Source organism: Klebsiella sp. CN_Kp106 (assembly GCF_040064575.1).
GTDB lineage: Bacteria > Pseudomonadota > Gammaproteobacteria > Enterobacterales > Enterobacteriaceae > Klebsiella > Klebsiella michiganensis.
This window is the reverse complement of sequence record NZ_JBEAIG010000068.1, coordinates 86,269-108,348: the sequence shown is the minus strand read 5'-3', so window position 1 is coordinate 108,348 and position 22,080 is coordinate 86,269. Positions and strand designations below refer to the sequence as shown.

General features: G+C 48.3%; 15 protein-coding genes, 1 tRNA gene and 1 pseudogene. 9 read left to right on the top strand and 8 right to left on the bottom strand.

Annotated elements, in window-relative coordinates:
- Position 1 precedes the first annotated feature (1 nt).
- Positions 2 to 580 (bottom strand): UbiX family flavin prenyltransferase, encoded by a 579-nt coding sequence (locus ABLU96_RS22605; RefSeq protein WP_064404219.1) that lies wholly within the window; start codon positions 578 to 580, stop codon positions 2 to 4.
- A 12-nt stretch (positions 581 to 592) separates the two neighbouring features.
- Entirely contained in the window at positions 593 to 2,086 is a 1,494-nt protein-coding gene (locus ABLU96_RS22600) for a UbiD family decarboxylase (RefSeq protein WP_064404217.1), read from the bottom strand.
- Positions 2,087 to 2,302: 216 nt separating this feature from the next.
- On the opposite strand from ABLU96_RS22600, the gene ABLU96_RS22595 reads away from it, so the two are divergent.
- The 8 genes and pseudogenes from ABLU96_RS22595 to ABLU96_RS22560 all read left to right on the top strand — a co-directional run.
- On the top strand, positions 2,303 to 3,199 hold the full coding sequence (locus tag ABLU96_RS22595) for a LysR family transcriptional regulator (protein WP_064404214.1): 897 nt from the start codon (positions 2,303 to 2,305) through the stop codon (positions 3,197 to 3,199).
- An 88-nt stretch (positions 3,200 to 3,287) separates the two neighbouring features.
- Complete coding sequence (gene actS / locus ABLU96_RS22590; RefSeq protein WP_004124922.1) at positions 3,288 to 4,013, top strand: amidase activator ActS; 726 nt, start codon at positions 3,288 to 3,290, stop codon at positions 4,011 to 4,013.
- 80 nt (positions 4,014 to 4,093) lie between these two features.
- A tRNA-Gly gene (locus ABLU96_RS22585) sits at positions 4,094 to 4,167 on the top strand.
- Between the two features lie 195 nt (positions 4,168 to 4,362).
- Entirely contained in the window at positions 4,363 to 5,541 is a 1,179-nt protein-coding gene (locus tag ABLU96_RS22580; protein ID WP_047683744.1) for an integrase arm-type DNA-binding domain-containing protein, read from the top strand.
- A gap of 827 nt (positions 5,542 to 6,368) precedes the next feature.
- Positions 6,369 to 6,530 carry a hypothetical protein gene (locus tag ABLU96_RS22575; RefSeq protein WP_040216727.1) on the top strand — a complete coding sequence of 54 codons (162 nt, stop codon included), beginning with the start codon at positions 6,369 to 6,371 and terminating at the stop codon, positions 6,528 to 6,530.
- 233 nt (positions 6,531 to 6,763) lie between these two features.
- Positions 6,764 to 7,543 carry a hypothetical protein gene (locus ABLU96_RS22570; protein ID WP_064362533.1) on the top strand — a complete coding sequence of 260 codons (780 nt, stop codon included), beginning with the start codon at positions 6,764 to 6,766 and terminating at the stop codon, positions 7,541 to 7,543.
- A 74-nt stretch (positions 7,544 to 7,617) separates the two neighbouring features.
- On the top strand, positions 7,618 to 8,097 hold the full coding sequence (locus tag ABLU96_RS22565; protein WP_048268191.1) for a hypothetical protein: 480 nt from the start codon (positions 7,618 to 7,620) through the stop codon (positions 8,095 to 8,097).
- 120 nt (positions 8,098 to 8,217) lie between these two features.
- Positions 8,218 to 8,412: pseudogene (locus tag ABLU96_RS22560) on the top strand (IS110 family transposase); the annotation flags it as partial.
- Positions 8,413 to 8,531: 119 nt separating this feature from the next.
- On the opposite strand, the gene ABLU96_RS22555 reads toward ABLU96_RS22560, so the two are convergent.
- Genes ABLU96_RS22555 through ABLU96_RS22530 form a run of 6 tightly spaced genes read right to left on the bottom strand, consistent with a single transcriptional unit; the run spans position 8,532 to position 19,555 of the window.
- Positions 8,532 to 9,155: a hypothetical protein gene (locus ABLU96_RS22555; RefSeq protein WP_048268190.1), complete on the bottom strand. Its 624-nt coding sequence runs from the start codon at positions 9,153 to 9,155 to the stop codon at positions 8,532 to 8,534.
- Positions 9,156 to 9,176: 21 nt separating this feature from the next.
- Positions 9,177 to 10,535: an McrC family protein gene (locus ABLU96_RS22550; RefSeq protein ID WP_048268189.1), complete on the bottom strand. Its 1,359-nt coding sequence runs from the start codon at positions 10,533 to 10,535 to the stop codon at positions 9,177 to 9,179.
- Positions 10,532 to 12,514, bottom strand: coding sequence for an AAA family ATPase (locus ABLU96_RS22545; protein WP_048268187.1), 1,983 nt, complete (start codon positions 12,512 to 12,514; stop codon positions 10,532 to 10,534). The genes ABLU96_RS22550 and ABLU96_RS22545 overlap by 4 nt, the downstream gene beginning before the upstream one ends.
- Before the next feature lie 29 nt (positions 12,515 to 12,543).
- The gene (locus ABLU96_RS22540) at positions 12,544 to 15,792 is read right to left on the bottom strand and encodes a DEAD/DEAH box helicase family protein (RefSeq protein WP_048268186.1); all 3,249 of its coding nucleotides are present in this window, start codon (positions 15,790 to 15,792) and stop codon (positions 12,544 to 12,546) included.
- The gene (locus ABLU96_RS22535) at positions 15,789 to 17,195 is read right to left on the bottom strand and encodes a hypothetical protein (RefSeq protein WP_064362549.1); all 1,407 of its coding nucleotides are present in this window, start codon (positions 17,193 to 17,195) and stop codon (positions 15,789 to 15,791) included. The genes ABLU96_RS22540 and ABLU96_RS22535 overlap by 4 nt, the downstream gene beginning before the upstream one ends.
- Positions 17,195 to 19,555 carry a class I SAM-dependent DNA methyltransferase gene (locus tag ABLU96_RS22530; RefSeq protein WP_348862833.1) on the bottom strand — a complete coding sequence of 787 codons (2,361 nt, stop codon included), beginning with the start codon at positions 19,553 to 19,555 and terminating at the stop codon, positions 17,195 to 17,197. Before ABLU96_RS22530 ends, ABLU96_RS22535 begins: the two co-directional genes overlap by 1 nt.
- Before the next feature lie 328 nt (positions 19,556 to 19,883).
- Here ABLU96_RS22530 and zorA1 point away from each other — a divergent pair, with 328 nt between their 5' ends.
- On the top strand, positions 19,884 to 22,073 hold the full coding sequence (zorA1, locus tag ABLU96_RS22525; RefSeq protein WP_048268183.1) for a type I Zorya anti-phage system protein ZorA1: 2,190 nt from the start codon (positions 19,884 to 19,886) through the stop codon (positions 22,071 to 22,073).
- Positions 22,074 to 22,080: the final 7 nt, after the last annotated feature.

Genomic DNA, 22,080 nt, shown 5'->3' with positions numbered 1-22,080 from the left:
GTTAATTAATACGTAGCTCGCCTTCACCCCAGCGGGGGATGTTGTTGACCTGCAGGTCAAACAGATCGAGCGCGCGATTAACGCTATGGGTAACGATGTCGTCCGCCGTTTGCGGACGCTGGTAAAGCGCCGGGACCGGCGGAAAGATAATTCCGCCCATTTCGGTTACGGCGGCCATATTGCGGATGTGGCCAAGGTTCAGCGGTGTTTCCCGGGCCAGCAGCACCAGGCGGCGACGCTCTTTCAGCACCACGTCCGCAGCGCGGGTGAGCAGGTTGTCGGTCAGGCAGTGGGCGATGGCGCCTAAAGAACGCATTGAACACGGCGCGATCAACATTCCCAGCGTTTTAAACGAACCACTGGAGATAGCCGCCCCAAGATTCGCGATGGGATACACCACGTCGGCCAGCGCCATCACGTCGTCCAGGCGGTAATCCGTCTCCAGCTCGCAGGTTTTTTCCGCGCCTTTAGAGACGACCAGATGGACCTCAACGGGATGCGGGCGCAGCAGCTCCAGCGCCTTAACGCCGTACTGAAACCCGGATGCGCCGCTGATACCAATGATGATGCGTGTCGTCATGGTGTTCTCCCTTTATTCGAAATCCGGCAGGAAGCGCTTCACATCCACTTCTTTAAATCTGGAACGCTGGAAGGTGTGCTTCAGATGGAACGGCACCGTGCAGTCGAATATCGTTTTGCAGGACATTCCCTGCTGCAGGATGCTCGGGCTGTATTCCGGTACCTGCGACGGATCGAGCGGATGGCAGCGTACGCCGGGAATAACGATCGTATCGACATCGCCCTGGTAGCGGGTTTGCATGGCCCAAAGTACGTCATCGCTATCGAAAATATCGACGTCTTCATCGACCAGAATCACGTGCTTCAGTTCCGGGAAGGCAGAGAACGCCAGCAGGGCTGCCTGACGCTGACGCCCTTCGTCCGCCGGGGAGGATTTTTTAAACTGCAGCACCGCCAGCAGTTTGCCGCCTCCCGCGGAATGGGCGAAGACGTTCAGCAGCTTGCCGGGCATCGCGCGTTCGACCATATCCAGAATGCTGGCTTCGGTCGGGATACCGGCCATATTGACGTGTTCTTCACCTGGTCCTACGGTGGTGCGCCAGATGGGATTGATACGGTGAGTGACGGCTTTCACTTTGATGACCGGGATCGCCTCTTTAGCTTCGCCGGTGTAGCCCGGAAATTCGGGCATCGCGCGGCCGGTATGGGTGTTCTGATCTTCTCGTACGCGCGCGTTGGGCAGCAGTTCGCCTTCAATCACGATCTCAGCGTGGGCGATCGCTTTCTCGTTAATAGTTTTACACTGCGTCATCTCCACCGCTTTGCCGCGCAGCGCGCCGGCGATGCTTAACTCATTGAAGCCCAGCGGGGTGGTCGGCGGCTCAAAACAGGCGGCAATTTCAATGGCCGGATCGACGCCGATGCTGATTGAAATCGGCAACGGCTGGCCTGCCGCTTCCGCCTTCATGCGAAAAGCATCAATATGGCGGCCGGGCGTTAGCCACATGGAGAGCTCGTCGCGGCTCTGGACGCACAGGCGATGAATGGTGATATCGGACTCATGAGTTTCTGGATCGGAGGCGTAGCACAGACCCATAGTGATATAGGGGCCCGCGTCCTCTTCGGTATTCGTCGGCGCCGGCAGCAGCTTGCGCAGATCGAAATCGGCATCGCTCGCCAGGTGGACCACTTGCTGGCAGACCGCTGCGTCCTGAGCCATCACCGGCGCTATCGCATTCTCCACCGAATCCTTCAGCAGATGCCCCAGTTTTGCCGATTCACACTGGAGGAAATGGCTGACGCGCTGGCGTGAGCCATTCAGGCCAATCGCCACGCTGATATCTTTAAAGCCTTTGATTTTGTTGAAGACCATGACCGGGCCATTTTTGCGGGTCGGACGCTGGCAGGTCCCGCCGGCGCCTACGTAACGATAGACGCCGGAGAGTTCAGCATGCGGGTCGACTTCGGTATCGGTTTCAACATACTCGCCGGGAAGCGTTTTCAGCAGTTCCAGCGCGGAGCGTAAATCATGTACCGATGAGGGGGTTTTGTTATCACTATTTGCCATGGGATGTTTCCTTCGGAAAAAAAGTTTTGCTCCCTGCACAATATTTTCCCTGGTGCGCATAAACAAATACCGTTTACCGGATGGTCAGTAGATCAAAAAAGTTTATTTTAACAAGGTGTTAAATAATGATTAATTAATATGAGGCGCAGCGCTGCGGCTTTTTATTTCTCCGGCTAAGTGTGATACTGGTGATAAATTAAACTACGGATGATGGTGATGGATTTAAAGCGCTTACGCTATTTTTGTCGGGTGGTGGAAAAAGGTTCGGTTAGCCAGGCGGCGAAGTCGCTGAACATGGCTCAGCCGCCGCTCAGCAAGCGGATTCAGGAGCTGGAAGAGGAGCTTCAGGTATCGCTGTTTGTTCGCCGGGGAAACCGCATTGAGCCTACGGAAGCCGGTTTTTTCCTCTATCGGAAAGCTTGTGAAATATTACGCCAGGTAGAAGATACGGCGCGGGAAACGGCGGATATTGCGCATAAAAACAGAACTGAATTGCGAATCGGCTTAACTCACCTCTATCAGAATTATTTTAAAGCGTTGCTGATGGAGGTATATCGACGTCATCCGGATACTTCCATAAATATTTCCGTTACCGACTCCAGCCATCTCGAGACGTTATTAACTGAGGGCGTAATTGATTTCGCCTTAATCCAGCGCCCCTATCGCAGCGAAGGCTTTGATTATGTCTCTTTTGACCCGATTAAGCTGGTTGCGGTGATCAATAAAACGTGCCTGCCGGGGCCGCCGTCTAATCCTTATAGCTACACGTCGCTGGCGGCACTGCCGCTGGTGCTGCTCCATAGAGCAAAGGATTCAGGGACTTATGAGATGCTTATGGAGCTATTTCGTAAGTCCGGAATCAACGCGAAGGTGATTATGCATATTACGCAGCCGGGCGTGATCCTCGACTGGCTGGAGTCAGGACTTCAGGCGGCGACGCTGCTACCTTCTTCTGAAGTGGAAGCCGATAAACTTAGCCAGTGTTACGTAGTCGATGTTTTCCCCTCGCCGCAAATATTCTACCCGGCGCTGGTCAAATTGCCGTCTATGCCTTATCTGCCCGCGTTGATGGATATTATTACGCATGGCTATCCGTTTAATACTTCTGTATGAAGGGTAGCGATTGGGGAATGCCTTAGGGACTGGTATGATAATCGCCCTGGTTTTGAGGTGAATGTTCGTGTTAAGCGCAGGATGCCTGATGAGAAAACGCTTTGTTATTGCAATAATGTTGCTGAGCAGCCTGATCGTCGCGGGGTGTTCCAGCTCATCCGATTCCGGTTCTACCTACACCGTGAAGCGCGGCGACACGCTGTACGCTATCTCACGTTCCACTGGCACCAGCGTCAGGGATCTCGCCCGTCTCAATAATATTTCACCTCCCTATACCATCGAAGTCGGGCAAAAGCTGAAGCTAAACAGCGGTTCCGGGACCACGGCGAAGGCGGGGGCATCCGGCAAGAAATCGTCAGCGAAACGTACCGCCGCCGTGACGCCATCTTCGGCGGTGCCGCAATCCTCCTGGCCGCCGGTCGGGCAACGCTGCTGGCGCTGGCCAACCAGCGGTAAAGTAGTGCTGCCATACTCCACCAGCGATGGCGGCAATAAAGGTATCGATATCGCCGGTAAGCGCGGCCAGCCGGTGTATGCGGCAGGGGCGGGCAAAGTGGTGTACGTGGGCAACCAGCTGCGCGGCTACGGCAACCTGATTATGATTAAGCATAATGAGGACTATATCAGCGCCTACGCGCACAACGACAAGCTAATGGTGAATAACGGCCAGAGCGTGAAGATTGGCCAGCAGATTGCCACCATGGGCAGCTCGGACGCGGATTCCGTGCGCCTGCATTTCCAGATTCGCTACCGGGCGACGGCGATCGACCCGCTGCGCTATTTGCCGCCGCAGGGCAGTAAGCCTAAGTGCTAAAAGGTTATTTTATCGGCATTTAGCCTGGTTTGGGCTTGTCAGCGGGTGCGTAAGGTCTATAATGACCCTCGCACCTCCTCGCGGGCGTAGTTCAATGGTAGAACGAGAGCTTCCCAAGCTCTATACGAGGGTTCGATTCCCTTCGCCCGCTCCATTTTCAACTCTCCAGAACTCCACTAAATTCAACTACATCATGATTTAACTGGTTTTTTTGGCATTTTCTTGTCAACTGAACTCTACTTGGCTTACCCCAAATCAATAGCCTGTGTTGCATAGAAATGTGTATAGGCTCTCCTATACACTCTGGAACTATACACATAGCGAAATTTCAGAGGAGAAAACTATACATATGCCTCTTACTGACCTTGAGATCCGCCGCGCGAAGCCTGCGGAAAAAACGTATACCAAAGCCGATGGCAACGGTCTGTCTCTACAAATTGAGCCCAACGGTTCAAAGGGATGGCGATTCCGTTACCGCTTCGAAGGTAAAGCTAAAATGCTTTCTTTAGGGACATACCCGAAGGTTTCCTTATCCGAAGCGCGTAGACGGCGAGATGAGGCTCAGGATCTGCTGGCTACGGGTATCAATCCCAGTGATTCGCGTAAAGAGAAGAAACTGGCTCAGCAGGACAGGCTGGGGAATACCTTTGAGGCGATTGCCCGTGAGTGGTATCAGCGGCGTTACGATCTTTGGGCCGAGTCGTACCGCACTGAAATGATCGCTACTTTTGAGAAGGATGTCTTTCCTCATATCGGTCATCGTCCAATAGATTCGATTACGCCTATGGAGCTGATGGCAGTTTTGACCCGCCTTGAGAAACGAGGTGCAACGGAGAAAATGCGCAAAGTACGTCAGCGGTGTGGTGAGGTATGGAAATATGCAATCGCAACAGGGCGTGCTCTATTTAACCCTGCGCCAGATCTTGCCAGCGTGATGATGCCCCATAAGAAAGAACATTATGCGCACCTGGAAGTTTCGGAGTTATCAGACTTCTTTACCGTGTTGCAGGCGTACACGGGAAATATACTCGTTAAGCTGGCTATGAGGCTTCTGATACTGACGGGGACTCGTCCCGGTGAGCTACGTAAAGCGGAATGGTCAGAGTTCGACTTTGAAAATAACCTCTGGAGCATTCCTGAAGAGCGAATGAAAATGCGACGACCACACCTCGTTCCGCTATCCCGACAGGCGCTGGCTATTCTGGAAGAACTGAAAACGATGACGAGTGGTTATCAATACGTTTTTCCCGGTAGGCTTGAGAAGGTTAAGCCAATCAGCGATATGTCTCTTAACGTGCTAATTCGTCGTGTCGGTTACGGTGGCAGGGCTACCGGGCATGGTTTCCGCCACACGATGAGTACCATTTTGCATGAGCAGGGCTTTAATTCAGCATGGATTGAGCTACAGCTTGCCCATGTAGATAAGAACAGCATTCGCGGCACTTACAACCATGCGCAGTATCTGGATGGCAGGAGAGAGATGATGCAGTGGTATGCGGATTATCTAGACTCACTGAAAGCTTCGTAAGTAAAGCTGTAATCAAATAGTAAAGGCATCTGTCCATTAACGTTCGGGTGCCTTTTTGTTTTTTAACAACCGAAAATCAGGAGATTTTATCAATGACTACAACATGTCCTATATGTGGTTCTGAGCGCGTCAGCGAACGTAACATTGGGAGGAAGGCAGGAAGTATCGCTGGAGGTGTGGCAGGAGCACTTAGCGGCGCAGGTACGGGGGCTACAATTGGCTCTGTCGTGCCGGTAGTAGGGACAGCGGCAGGAGCTGTTATTGGTGCTGTGCTAGGGAGATTTGTGGCTGGTGCAACTGCGGGAGCGGTTACCGGCTCAGCCCTTGATGGACTCCTGTTTGACAGATACGAGTGCGACGATTGTGGTCATACCTTTGACTAGAAGGCTATGCTAAATGTCATATCTTTATGATTTTAATGAATAAAAAAACATCCACTACTTGCCTCATCAATTTTAATACACCACATCCCCCGCATAAACCGATCTACAAAAACGATCGATATCATTATAATGATAGTTATAAACTATCAAATATATTAAATTGATCGTTTATATCGATAGATTATGCAGATCAATTATTGAAATTCGATCGGTAATAACAATTTTACCTGCACTCGTAACCTCCCTATCTTAGAAAGGATTTGATTAGAATCAGGCCTGGATTCTCATCGGGTGACAATAAGGAGATGCACCATGAGCCTATAGCAAGGATGTTTCAATGCGGCAGGTAAAAGTCTGCCCATCCATTCAACATGTTTACCGGACAAAGTGACGGCATTAAACCACCACTTCAATGATTTATTGTTATTTTTCAAGGAGCCAACGATGGCATTTATTCTTTTACTTTTGTGGATCGGAGCATCGATAGTTATTGGTAAATTGGCTCAGGCCAGTGGCCGTTCGTTCTTCATATGGTTTGTTATCAGTATGCTTATAGACCCCATATTTGGTGCGATTCTTTTTGCTGTAGTCGTGAGGTCAAAATGAAACCAGACAGAGTTAAGAGGCTTTTTAAAGCCTATCTTGGCATTGGTTTTTTATTCATGTTAATTGTTTGTATAGGGATTGTTTTTTTGTTATGTCAATAAGGGGGGGATTACGTATTTTAATAATTATTTTATATTCACCGCCATACACCCCTCCTGTTCAATACTCTTGAAACATACCATTTTAACGTTCTCTGTAATATTTCAGTTATTATGTAAAGATAAGGAATTATCATGATAAACTATTATGAATATCTTGAGCTGGATATGAATGCCAGCGTTGATGAATTAAACGATGCGATACAAAAAGTAAGTGAACGTGATGATGCAGATTTAAAATTCATCCGTGAGATGAAATCCATTTTGTTAAACGATGAAGCCAGGGTGCTGTATAATAATAAATTGATTTCTTTTATTGTTGGCGATAGAAAAAAGTCTGATTTGGTAAGCGCTGAAAATATCTGTAAATTATTAAATATAGATAATTCGTCGCTACATGACAAATATATCTGGATTGCAACGGGATTGTTTGTTGTCGGCGTTTTAACAGCTTGTTTGTTTAGTTTAGCTGTCAACTATACGGTTAATTTGTTCGTTATGATTGCCCTGATTATTTTGTTTTATATGGACTGGAAGCTACTGGATAAACATGGCAAGGCAAGCTTTTCAAAATGGTGGATTCTTTTTTCGCCAGTCTATATTGCTAAACGTTGTAAAGCCGTTGGTCAGGGAAAAATGCTGTTGCTGGTCTGGCTTGGGATATGGGTTGTATATGGCATCGGGAACTTTGCATTCAACAGTAGCAAAACAATGCTGGAGCGCTCAGCATGTGAGGTGGTAACGGATATCTATCATAAGCAACTACGCCAGTACTCACAGCAATGTGAGAACGTAACGTTAACTGAAAGTGAAGGAAAACGGCACTATGGATTTGCTCAGATTAGTGATGGGACAACTAAAGATATTACCGTGACAGAACAATCAGATGGTAAGATTGTTGTATATATTGAATAGGCATTTTTGAGGCAAAGCACTTACCTTTGGGGTAAGTGCTTCTTATTTATTATTTATTTTTAGAGGAGGTTTGTATGAGATTTTTAAAGAAACTGAAATATGTAATCACTCTGGGGGTAATAACCGCCTCCTGTTCAGTAATGGCATCACCTTATGGAGATTCAGATGTTCTGTTCGGGTGTATCATAAAAGGTAAAACCACTAAAGAAGTAGCTGTGTTGAGGAATAATAATGAGGTCACTTATTTATTCGGTAAGTCGGATATTAACGGAGGGGGGGTGATTCCTGAAATCACTTTGGTAAAAAATGTGATCCAGCTAAGTCAGGCCTGGAATTACAGTAGGGCTGAGGGTGTGTCGATACATACATTGAACATACCAGAAAACGAGTATACTTACTCTGTTTCCTATATCGATGATGGAAAAAATACTGATGGGGAAATAACTGTTTTAAAACAGGGAAAAGAAATCAGTACGATAAAATGCGATGATGTCTGGGAACAACATCTGGGTGACAGCAATATGATGCATGGTATCCCCGATGAGTCAGATTGATATGTCTGGTTTGTACCAGCTCACATTCATGTGAGCTGGTACAAAAGATAGAAAGACTGACCTTGTTGGTAAATAATACTTTATAACTTCTCTAGAATCAGACTCGCAGTCTGGCAACCCCGGGGTCTGCTGCTTAATCAGGTAATAACAATCGGCGCAGCAGTCTCAAGAGTTCGTCGTTCCGTTCCGCTTATCCTTGAAGATGCTGAAAATGGTTTTAGCGACAGAATGCGCAGGACGATTGCAGAACTTTATGATCTCTTTAATGACCTTGGTCGTCTTAGAAACTTTTTTGATAAAGAAATTGATGTTGTGTGAACGAACTCAGAAGCCTGTCAGCGCATTGCCAAAGTCAAAGGCATTATCCCTAAAACGGGCCACGTGTATAAATAACCGGTAACTGTCAGATCAGGTCTGAGCTAATGCAGCTTATATTACTCCCTTGTACTTACACAAGAATGTTTTTTCACACTGCCCAGCTTTGTGATTCTGATAGCTTCTTTTTCAAGATCATATAGATCCGTTGAGCATATTTTAAAATAATCACCGCCAGTAAATGGACTTGATTGACGATAATTACGCTCATTATTTACAGCTAAACACCTAGCAGAATGTAAACAAGTTGAAGTAGAGAGTGCTAATCTGTCACTTACTTCACTTTGTTTGAGTAAATTTAAGACATAGCCTTCTGTATTTTCCGCTAACCAGTTTTTATATTTTTTCTCGCTGTCTTGTTGTTCCCCGCTATGGAAGCGGACGATTGATGCGCAGGTCGAATTTTTCTCAGAGATATATTGCATTGCCGCCAATAAATAGGAAGCTTTAAAAGTCACATCCTGGTAGTCCTTAGGTTGTAGACTCTCACTTTCTTCAAACCGCTCAATGAACGCCGCGACTTCACTTGAGTTAATTCGACTTATATTATCTTTCCCGTTTTTGATAATCAGTTTTTGCTCTTCAGCATAAAAAATAAAAGGTAATTTTCTCGAGCCTGTATACAACTCAACAGGCTGGGCGAAGTGCTCCAACATTAAATGGTAGAAATCTTTATAAATCATGATTATAGCTCCTGCACCATTTTAGCACTCAATAAATTCATGATTACTAGGTTGATCATCATGGGCCGTTATCGCCTCGTTACGGGGAAAACAGTGGATTGAACCTTGCCACTCACCTTGTACCAACTCACCGGATTCAAGATCGAAGGGCACACACCATAGAGATAAATTTTCATCAAAGCGAAAGGCCGGTAGCGGAGTTTCAAAGGATCGGTGATGCGGATAAATTAACATCATATCCCCCTTTCCTTGAAGATATTTTTGTCCATAGGCAAACATCTGATATAGGTCAGCCTGGCTGATTTCATACTTTTTCTGACTGTTATCTCCCCGGCTGTCTAAAAGTTTCCATTTAGCATCCAGTACTATCGCCTGTTTTCCTATGATGAGAAAATCAGGCTTAAGCATGAACCATTGCTGGGAAACACTTTCACCAGCAGGTGAATGTTCTAGTAAATAATGATGTTTTGCCTGCCCGATAAGCTGATAATCGTGATGCAAAGATAAGGTTAAACCACGTCCAACCCAGCATTCATACAGTTTTTCCATTGGGAACAATAGCGAGATCCCCTGATGTAACCCATGCTGAAAATCCGGATTCAGTTTTTCCAGAATAAGTTGGCACCATGGCTTGATGGTGCGATAGCCGAGGAGATATTTACCGTCGCTCCATTGTCCCATCGGTTGTGTTGTACCGCCACAAATCGGCTCTATGCCATCCAGTTGGTGACGAAGGGAATTTGCTTGCCTCCAGCTCTGCCCTTGTATGGTTATTTTAAGCACCAAATCCAAAGCCGTCCGTAACAGACGGTTTTCGATGCGCTGAGGGGAGAACTCCGCATAGCGCACATGAAAATGAGCGTCTCTGCCCGGAGGCATTCTCATTTGTGCAGTAACATTCAATTGACCCCGGATGAACGCGCTATGTTCGTCCTCAATAAGGTGATAATCGAAACGTAGTCCTTTGCGCACCAAATCAGCAAGATGTCGTAAAAACTCACTGATTATCCATTCATGTAACGGCTGGTCACTACGTTGCAATACGGCCTGGTTCGCCTCTCGAGGTGTAATTCCTATAGAGGCACTTAGCATTCGACGTAAAAGCTGGCGAAGAGCTACTATCTCAGCGGGAGCTTCAAGTGTGGTTTTTGGCAGAATTTCGATTGAGTCACCATTCGGGGATTGTAGATAACCGACATAGCTTCCCAAACGCAAAAACCGCTTCCCTTCCCGGCTGAGAATTTGAGAGGTACCACTCCACTTTTGTTGCAATTGCTCAAGCCAGGAAAAGGTTGCCTCAGAGACAATCCCCAAATCCATACTCGCTGGTTGAGAGTTATCACAAGTCAGCAGCGCATACTCCCGGACCTGGATCATCATGCGACAATACCCTGATAAGCTTCTGCCGACGCGAAAGCACGTTCATTGATACGGAAGCGCCTGTCAGACAAACTATCCGCAATATCTTTCGGGAATAGTGCAGAAAGTGATGGTAGTTGTGCTGACTGCTGCAACAGAATAAAACGGTTTTCTTTCACTTTTACCGAGTCATTAAGCACCCAACCGATACGCTCATAATCATCAAAGAAATACTCTCTCAGCAATGGAATGATTTTGTCCTGGAAGATACTGGCAAGGCAGGTTTCGCGGTCGGCATTATTTTCTAATTTCTTTAGTGGCATAAAGTAAGCATGACCAATCATATGCTCACTATCCAGCAGCGCTTCGATACGCTGATTAATACGCGTTAGCAACTGCGCGGCATCAACGCCAAACGCAGTGATCCCAGCTAACAACTCCGGTCGTGCAGGCATTTCTGTAAAGCTAAAACGGCGCCTTAACGCCAGGTCCATCTGAATGAGCGATTTATCCGCAGTATTCATCGTCCCAATGACATAAACATTTTGCGGTACTGAGAATGTTTGTTTCGAATAAGGGAGCATCAGCGACCGCTCATCATCAGCCCCTTGACGTTTGTCAGCCTCAAGAAGCGTAATCAGCTCACCAAATATACGCGCTATATTACCGCGATTGATTTCGTCTATTATCAGTACATGTGGGAGATCCTGACTATCAACATTCTCAACTGGAGCCAACAACTGAGTTAATTTTTCACGATCAATCGTCGTATCCTGCAGCTCATAAAGGGTCATCTGAGATAACGATTTGGCGAAAATTTGTTCTTTAGGAAGGCTTGGGGTGTATGTTCTTAGCCATTTCACAGAGCGCATCTGATGGTAATATTCACGCTCATCGTTGGGTAAATAGCTATACTCACCCGTAATTTCAGCTATTGCACGGAACTTGTGGTTTCCATCAGAGACGACGACTATATCGCCATTCTTAATAATATTTTTAAAGGTATTCACGGCAACAGCCATATAGTTACTGGTGCCTTCCAATGACTGTTTTTCTGATGCAATCCGAGCTTTAACTGACTCATAGGTAGAGCAGTTACTAAAATCGATATCCTCTCCCCAACCTAGCAGGACATAATTGTTTGCCAGGCAATCCTCATACACATCCTCTTCTCCACCCATGGTATTCCCCAAAGACATCTTCCAGATCCGCCGACCTTTGAGCGAGATAGATTGTGTTGCACTCCCCTGAACCTTAACTCTGGCATTCAGGCACAGCTGTTTAAAAATACCATCCACAACTTCGTAGCGAAGCGCGCCCGATTTTTCATCAGTAGTCGCGCGAATCCCTTCGATAAAATCCTCATAGGAGAAGCTTTGGTGGAAGGTGGTAAACATAATGCGCTGCTTTTCTACCAACGCCTTATAGCGCTCTTTTACCAACTCCCGTAAGTCATTGCCATGATGTTCGCGCGTAGCCTGTTGGTACCATGCATTATCAGCAATTTTGACCGCCATTTCGGTGGTACTGTAGGTTTTACCCGTGCCGGGTGGTCCGAAGAGAATCTGGTTTAAGGGATACATGAACGATTGTTCCTTATTTTCGTTGTCTCTTTTTAGTCCGGGTTGGGTAGTTATAGATGGTTGACCACCCAGTAAAGCCACCAGTACCTGCAGCGCTTCAACTGACTCAACATCAGCCGCGAAACCATATTGGGACGTACCGTTATCTTTCGGATAACGGCGGTAGCTGGTGCTTTTTACTTTTTCCCAAAGGCAGTGGATACCCGCAATGCGATCAATTTCCGCTTTTAAGGCAAGGGTTTCTGGTGCAAGAACCAATGGGCTCTTGTTAACCACGCCGTCTCGACTGCGTTTGACATACAGATACTTTCCATTACCGAGAGCATGCTCAGAAGCATAGCTTGGTTCGAATTTTCCAGCCTCAAGACGGTAACCCAATTCATTCAACGCCTGGTATATCTCGAGAGAATTCAGCATTTCCTACACCACTCCTTGATGAAAAAGCATTAAGCCCCTTTCAACATATCAAACACCACACGGGCAAAGCCCTTTGCCAGCTCAGGATTAGAGAGATATTGCACCATCATCTCCTGCTGGGCGTCGTTGCTGTCCATCACGGCATCATCAATCGCCTTCGGGAAATCACCCAGCATTGCCTGCTCACGCGTATTGTTGGCAATCTGGGTCATCACCGCCTGGTTTTCTGACAGCTTGTCGCGCACCGCGAAGGCATAGTTGATCATGTCTTTATCGGTCAGATTGTCGGTGACGAACAGCTCGTTAAGACGCGCCAGGATATTCGACAGAAACTCTTCTTTCTTGTCCTTCGGCTTTGCCGTACCGACATCATTACCCGGTTTGATTTTGTATTCTTCAGCATCCTCTTGCAGCTTCAGGTGTTGTTCGTAAAGCTTCGACAGGCGGTAATGGCTCATCTCCACGTTGCTTAAATCAATCTCATCTTCTTCGATGCGCTGTTCGTGCAGCAACGGACGCAAATGGCGGGCAAACAGGCTCAGCTTTTCCAGGTCCTTGTCGTCGTAATCGACGATTTGCGACATAAACTCGTAAAAGCGAACAAAGCTTCCGAGATCTTTCTTGAAGATATCCAGCTTACTTTTTTCTTTCTCGCACTCTTTGAAGGTGTTTTCCGCATTGGTGATCAGCACCACATCGCCGGTCTTCTTGGTGCGTTCAAACATCTCTTTGGCCAGCACATACGCATCAATCGCCGAGGTGTAACGATGCTTCCAGCGCTCCACCGCAGGTTTGCAGATATTACTGATGGCCGCGTTGGATTTGTTTTTGCTGAAGAACGCCTCGCAGAACTGCTCCACTTCGTTCCACAGAAAAATTCCGCTGGTACGCAGCTTTTCAAACAGCTCAAAGACGAGCTGCGGGTCGCTGACATCTGTCAGTTCCGCTGTCTGGTAGTACGGCTGGAAAGCCTCCAGAATCTCGTCGGGTTCATTGTAGAAATCAAGCACAAAGGTGCCGGACTGCGCTTTCCCTGGATAGGTACGGTTCAGACGCGACAGCGTCTGTACGCACTCCACGTTGGCCAGCTTTTTATCCACATACATGGCGCACAACTTGGGCTGGTCAAAACCGGTCTGGAATTTGTTGGCCACCAGCATCACTTGGTAGTCGTCGGTATCAAATGCTTTGCGCATATCCCGCCCTTTCAGGCCCGGGTTCATATTGATCTCGGTGAACTTCTGATTAAGCAGCGCCAGGCTGTTATGGTCATCTTCAGTGAATTCCACTTCCCCGGAGAACGCCACCATTGCGCTGATTTTGTCGTAGTGTTGCTCAGCGATGTATTTATCGAACGCCAGCTTGTAGCGCACCGCCGCTTTACGTGAACTGGTCACCACCATTGCTTTCGCCTGGCCGGCAAGTAAGTTCATCACATGCTTGCGGAAGTGCTCAACAATCACCCTCACTTTCTGCGACACGTTATGATCGTGCAGCGTCACCCACTGGTTCAGTTCGATTTTCGCTTTTTTGCTGTCCACTTCCCGGTCAGGATCGTTCAGCTTTTGCAGCAGCTTGTACGCCACTTTATAGTTGGTGTAGTTCTTCAGCACATCAAGAATAAAGCCCTCTTCGATGGCCTGCCGCATGGAGTAAACGTGGAACGGTTCCGGTTTATTGTTTTTGGAGGCCGGTTCCAGTGGATTAGGGCGGCGCCCAAACAGTTGCAGCGTTTTGGCTTTCGGCGTGGCGGTAAAAGCATAATAATTGAGGTTGCTGCTGCCTTTACGTGCGGCGACGGTGGCATCCAGAATATCTTCTGAAGACATCTCTACGTCGTCATCCGTCTCCTCAGTCATCAGCACTTCTTTCAGCTGACGCGCCGTAGAGCCGCTCTGCGAGGAGTGCGCTTCATCGGCAATCACCGCGTATTTACGCTGCTTGAGGCTGACGCTGTTTTCAATCGCCTTCAGGACAAACGGGAAGGTCTGAATGGTGACGATAATAATCGGTTGAGAGTTTTCCAGCGCGCTCGCCAGCTTTTCTGATTTAGAGCCGTCGCCTTCTTTGTTATTAATACGCCCGACCACGCCATCCTGATGTTCAAACTGATAAATGGTGTCCTGCAGCTGATCGTCCAGTACGGTGCGGTCCGTCACCACAATCACCGAGTGGAACTGCTTCTCGCCATTTTCATCGTACAGGCGGGAAAGCTGATGGGCCGTCCAGGCAATGGAGTTCGATTTGCCCGACCCTGCGCTGTGCTGAATCAGGTATTTATTGCCGGTGCCTTCCACCGTGGCGGCGGTAATCAGTTTGTTCACCACATCCCACTGGTGGTAGCGCGGGAAAATCAGGCTCTCACTTTTGTACTTCAGGCCAATGGCGTTTTCTTTTTCGACGATTTGCAGATGCACGAAGCTCGCGAGAATTTTCAGCAGGTTGTCTGGCAGCAGCACCTCATTCCACAGGTAGCTGGTGGCGTAATCGTTGGCATCTTCCGGGATATCGTTCCCCGCACCGCCGTCATGAGTCCCTTTGTTAAACGGCAGGAAGAAGGTTTTATCGCCCTCGAGCTTGGTCGCCATAAACACTTCATACTGGCTGACGGCAAAGTGCACCAGCGCCCCGCGTTTAAAGGTCAGCAGCGGTTCGGGTTTATTGGTGCCTGGGTCCTTTGGCAAACGCGTTTTCTTATATTGCGTGATGGCGTTTTGCACTGTCTGCTTAAATTCAGACTTCAGTTCGAGGGTCGCTATCGGCAGGCCATTGACGAACAGTACCAGGTCAATACGCCATTTCTTTGCCTTAACCCCCGTTTCTTCAAACGCGGCGTTTGACGCATGAGGGCTGTAAACCAGCTCCGGCACGATGCGGCAGATATTTTGTTTGTAGCGGGTCAGGGTTTCCGGATTAAGGTTATGTTCCGGCTTAAACTGACACAGTGAAAAACGCGCGTTACGGCTTTTGATACCGTGACGCAGTACGCCGAGCGTGCCGTAAGTGCGCGAAAGCATATCAGTAGCGTTGATGTCCGCTTTTTTCAGTTGCGCCACCAGCGCATCGAGAAAATGACGCTCGGTATCCGAAGGATAAATTTTGGCAAACTTCTCCCATTCCTGCGGCTGTGTGGTCTGCACAAAGGTCAGTGCATCCTGCGAGTAAAGCGCACGTTCGCGATCGTAGCCTTCCGTTTTGCCACAAATCCAGCCTTTTGCTTCCATCTGAGCAATCATCTCATTCTGGAAAATAAGCTCTTTGGTGCTGTCCATGCTCATGCGGCGGCCTCCTGTGGCTCCTCAATATCCTGTGTATCCGGGGCAACCCAGTCGCGGACGTCAATTTTTCCGGTGACGGCGGCGGAGATCAGGGCGGTGCGGCGTTCTTGCATAAAAGCGACTGCCTGAGTAGCTTTAGCAATAGTGCAGCTCAACTTTTCACATTCACTATTTAAATATCTAACAATATCTAGTGATTCTTTAAGCGGTGGAAACACAAATCTTGTAGATTTGAAATCTCCAAGTGAAACTCTTTTTCTTGTACCCTCAACACTTATATCATTGACCACCATACGGCCAAAATCAGAGTTCAAAAGATAAACAATAAACTCCGGGCTAAACTGCGCCATATTTACTCTGATTCGTATTACATCCTGAGTGATTATTGCACTCGGTTCTCCAACAGGATAAACACATGCATCCCCAGGAGGATCGCCAACTTTAGAAACGACGACATTTCCAGGCTCAAGTTTGCATACATCAAGTTGCTTGGCTTTCATTGGTGTAACAAATACAGTGCTCTTTCGGGAGTAACCAGTAGGTTTAATATCCCTTATATATACTACGGGCACGCCATGATCTCTAAGCTCTTCAGCAAGCAAGTCACTGCCAAATGGCCCATTAACAAAACTTCCTCTTGACCCCTCTGAAACATTAACCAATTTCTGCTTTATCCAATGCGCAGGTACTTCCCCCAACCACCGAACACCAGAATCTTTCATCGGCACATCAGGATTTAGCCCTTTGGTGACGGCATGGCTAATCACCGCCTGACGTTTTTCTTTCAGTAGTTCAATCAGTTGCTGTTGCTTCTCGATCAGGTTATCGATTTTTGCGGTTTCGTGATCGAGGAAGTCCGCAATTAGTGCTTGTTCTGCGTACCCTAGCGGCGCTGATAGATACAAATCGGAATATTTTTCTGCGCTAACATTTTGAATCGTAGCCTGAATTTGACTACCACTAACATATTGCCAGTATATTGATGATTGGAAAAACCAGTATGCTAATCGCGGAACTATTTTATCACCATCAAATCTCGCTCTGATTAAATATCCTGCAAAGCAAGATGGTCCAAAAATAGATTTATAATAAAACGATTTACCAACAGTCGCACCACTTCGAGCTAACAGTATATCTCCATCGATTAACATATATGGTTCGGATATGACTTTAGGTAACGATTTAAAAGTATCATTACGCAAAGTACCATCGGGATTCATATCTGTAATGCGAATATAACGAGGGTTATCTGGATTGTCGTCTAATGCAGCCTCATTAGCCCCATAAACCAGTGGTTCAGACAAACCAAATTTTAATTTAAATACGCGCCATGTCAGCGGTACTTCACCTAACAACTCAACCCCAGAATCCTTATACTCCGGATACGCCTTATACTTAGCCATCAGGAATGTACCTCCTGCAGCAGTTTCATAATCTCGGCGCTGACCGCATCCAGGTCGGCATCAATCTCGGATAGCGGGCGCGGTGGCTGATAGACATAGAAATGGCGGTTAAACGGAATCTCGTAACCGACAATCCCCACCTCACCATCTTTTGCATCGCGCTTATCGGCGTTAATCCACGCGTCATTCACATGCGGCAGAACTTCTGCTTTGAAGTAGTTTTCAATCAGGTCGCTGGTGGAGACCGCCGGGTTCAGCGGCACGTTCTCGTTATCGCGCAGTTCGCCGTCTTGTTCAAACTCAACAACCTTGCCTTTGTATTCAAATGCCCCGTACAGCGGCTGAGCGGCTTCTTTCAGCGCCTTTTTCACCACCGGCTCGGCATTCGGGTTTTTGGTGGTGATAACATCGATAAACTGCTTACTCTCTTTCGTATCCAGCTTCACGCCGGCCGTTTTGATGGCCCCTTTCAGGGTCAGCTGGAACTGATTGAAGTCATTACTCACCAGCGTTTTGCCACCCGCCTGCGCACCCAATGCTTCCTGAATCTGCTGTGCTTTTTCCATCAAGGCGCGCTGCGCCTGCCACAGTTTGCTGTCGAGCAGGTCTTTAATCCGCTTCTCTTTCAGCTCAGCAAATTCAGCTTTGATGATGCCACGCGCTTCTGCTTCCAATCCCGTGAAATCACCATAGCTAACTTCCTGCCACTGGGCCGCGAACTCTTCATGCAGGCGTTCCATCGGTGCATTAAACGGCTTCGGTGCAAAGCGCAGGGTCGCAATCGCCTCATCCGTCACCTGAGCGGATAAACGCAGTGGTCGTTCGACGGTCAGGCGGCGATAGCCAAAGTCCGTGCTGTTAAAGGTTTTGCTGGCGAAGGTTTTCGGTGCTTCAGTTTTGGCCGTCGCTGGCTGACGGCCACGGCTGGATTTTTGCTCGGCGGCTTTTTCCAGACCCAGTTCTTCCAGGGGTGTGGCATCCACCACCTTAAAATCACCGAAGGTCTGGGTGATCAGTTTGATATCATCATCGCCCATCAGGTTACGCTTGGAACCCAGCGATTTACGCATTTTTCCGCACAGGCTGGTGCCATCAATCAGCTGTACTTTGCCTTTACGCTCAGGTGCTTTCTTGTTGGAGAGGATCCAGACGTAGGTAGCAATTCCGGTGTTGTAGAACATGTCCGTTGGCAGCGCGACAATGCCTTCCAGCAAATCGGCTTCCAGAATGTAGCGGCGGATTTCGCTCTCACCACTGCCCGCACCACCGGTAAACAGTGGGGAGCCGTTAAGGATAATCCCGATACGCCCGCCGTTGCTCACGGAACCATCCACGTTATGGCTGTCGCGCATTTTGCTAATCAGGTGCATCAGGAACAATAACGAGCCGTCGGAAACACGCGGCAGGCCTGGGCCGAATCGACCGTTAAAGCCTTTCTGCGTATGTTCGTCGTTAATCTCGCCCTCAATCTTCTTCCAGTCCACGCCAAACGGCGGGTTAGAGAGCATGTAGTCGAACTGATCCTGCGGTAACTGATCGTTGGAGAGGGTGTTACCCAGCTTGATGCGGCTGACGTCCTGACCTTTGATCAGCATATCGGCTTTACAGATTGCGTAGGATTCCGGGTTCAGCTCCTGACCAAAGGCACGCATAACTGCTTTAGGGTTCAGCTCGTGAACATATTCCATGCCTGAAGAGAGGAAACCACCGGTCCCGGCTGTCGGGTCGTAAATGGTGCGGATGATACCAGGCTGCGTCAGAGCTTCATCATCTTCCATAAACACCAGCGAAGTGGTCAGACGCACGATATCGCGTGGGGTAAAATGCTCACCGGCTGTCTCGTTAGAGCTTTCCGCGAAACGGCGGATAAGCTCTTCAAACACCAGGCCCATTTCATAGTTAGAAATCGCTTTCGGGCTGAGATCAGTGGTAGCAAATTTCTTCACCACTTTGAACAGCAGGTTGGCATCTTCCAGCAGGCCGACAAACTCGCTGAATTTGAAGTGTTCGAAGATTTCACGCGCATCGGGCGAGAACGCCTGTACGTAGCTTTCCAGGTTGGCTTTAATGTCGTTCTGCCCCATCTTGCCAAGATCCATCTTTGAGGCATTGAAGAAGGAAAGCCCGCTGGCGCGCAGCAGAAACTTCTCTTTGGCATCTTCCGGCAGTGGGCTGGTTTTTAACTCCTCAGCTTTCGCCACAACCGCGTCTTTGGTCTCCGCCAAAACACACTCAAGGCGACGCAGCAGCGTAAAGGGCAGGATCACGCGCCCGTACTGGGACTGTTTGAAGTCACCGCGCAGCAAGTCAGCCACCGACCAGATAAACGCAGCCGTTTGAGAAAAGTTAGTGTTAGTCATGAAGCCCTCGGAAGAGATCGCAGCCCTGGAGCAAAATGCTCAGGCAAAAATTCAATTTTGGAATGCAGTTCGCAAAATGATACCCGGAACGGGGACGATTACAAACGGCATCGCGTCAAGAAGTTTGCTTTTGAAGGGTAAAAAAGAAGAAACTAGAGCACCGTCTCGCTTGTTTATGCTGCTTTTACCGTTCATCCCTTGAATGACTGGTGCCAATCAGGAGTAACAGAGCGATATGGTGACAACCAGTGTAACGCAATCAATTATTTATTGATTACGTTGTCGGTGGTAACTCTTATTATGGATAATATATTAAACGGGTAAAACAATGTCCTGGCTTAATTCCCTCTTAGTGGCGCTTACGTCTGTGGAACCTCATTGGGTTCCCGTCACCGTTATCGTCCTTGTTAGCTTTGCCGTCATCTGCTTTATTTTCTTTTATTTATCAAGAGCCATCAAAATTGTTAACGGCCTAAAAAAATATACAAAATTAATCAGCAGCGTTGAAAACAGTGCACCAGAGGCCCAGCTTGAGCATCTTAAGAGCCTGTTTCAGCGGCCTGAGCTCAGGCATGCGTGGAATGAGTTCAAAGAATCGTTACACCCGCAGCGCGAACTGGAGAACGGGGAAGAGAAAATCGTCCGCATTAGAGCTACTGCACCAAGTGCCAGCTTTTTCTCGGAGCAACAACTGGTCGATATTCCGCTGAATACCGAATTCTTCAAACACTTACCTGGAATCCTGACCGGTGTAGGGATTATTGGTACCTTCTATGGCCTGATGATTGGTCTCAATCACTTCGATCCCAGCACACCAGAGCAGGTCTCCAGCAGCGTCAATAATCTGTTGCACGATGTGTTGTACGCCTTCCTGGGTTCGGCATTTGCTATTTTCGCCTCCATTATTGTCACCTGGCTGGAAAAGCTATCCATCGCCAAGTGCTACAAATATCTGGAAAAATTCACAGCTGCCCTGGACTCCCTTTATGACAGTGGTGTTGGTGAGGAGTACCTTGCCTCGCTGGTGAAATCCAGTAATGAAAGCGCGACTCAGGCTCGCCATCTGAAAGAGAGTCTGGTCACCGATTTACGCGATATGTTGCTGCAACTGGCAGATAACCAGAAAGTAGAAAACGAACGGTTAGCAGCCACGCTTAGCACTACCTATCGTGAATCAGGGCAACAATTTGCCGAGCAAGTCAGTGGCGCGATTGAAAACAGCCTGAAGTCGCCGCTAGATAAAATTGCCGGTGCAGTGCAGACCGCCAGCGGCGATCAAAGCGGCATGGTACAAAACATGCTGCAGGATGTGCTGACTGCGTTTATGGCGAAACTCGACACCACCTTTGGTCAGCAGTTTACAAACCTCAACGACATGATGGGGCAAACCGTTGGCGTGATTCAGACAATGCAAACTGGATTTGCTGCGTTGTTACAGGACATGCGTCAGGTGAGTGATGATTCCCGCCAGGGTAGCGCGCAGCTCATTGAGCAACTGTTGTCAGAGATGAAGTCTGGCCAGCAAGCTATGCAGGCTGGTATGAATGACATGCTCACTAGTCTTCAGGCATCGGTGGCTAAAATTGGCGCCGAAGGTGAGGGGGCCGGAGAGCGTATGGCTCACCAACTGGAAAAAATGTTCGCCGATAGTGAGGCACGAGAAAAGGCGCAGGCAGAGCATATGGCTGCCTTTATCGAAGCCATCCAGAGCTCGGTGCAGCAGGGACAAAGTGCCACAATGGAAAAAATGGCAACTTCTGTCGAGGCGCTGGGTGAGCAATTAGGGAGCCTCTTTGGGCAGATCGATAAGGGGCAGCAACAGATTTCAGCAAATCAGCAAGCGAATCAGCAGTCCCTGCATGAACAAACTCAGCGAGTGATGAGTGAGGCAGACGGTCAGATTAAACAACTGATTGAAACAGTTGCCAGTCAACACCAGGGCACCACTGAAACCCTTCGCCTGCTTGCCGAACAAACCAACCGACAGATTCAGGATATGCAAAACGGCGCGGATAAAATGCGTCAGGCTGCCGAACGCTTTGAACATGCAGGTGAGCGGGTGTCGGAAGCAAACCACCTCACCGCTGATGTGCTGAATAAAGCGCAATCAGCAGGTTCATCTCTCTCTCTTGCCACCAGCGAACTCGCGTCTGTTGTTGCTGATTATCGTAACAATCGGGAAGCTGTTAGCAAATCTATTGCCATGCTGGAGTTGCTCGCCGCAAATACGCAGTCTGAACAAACCACGCGCAGTCAATTTATCGCCGACCTTAAGCAGCACGGTGAGCATTTGCAGAGTTATAACAGGGAGGCTCAGACCTTTATGGAAAATGTCAGTGACGTGCTCGGGAAAGGATTTGAAGACTTCTCTGAAGGTGTTTCACGCAGCCTGGATAAAACGCTGGGCAAACTGGACGTCGAAATGGCGAAAGCCTCTAATCTACTCGCCAGTTCTGTCGAACAGCTCGGAGAAAGCGTCAGCGAGCTTGACGATGTCCTGTCACGCGTGCGTGCGTGAGGGGTGA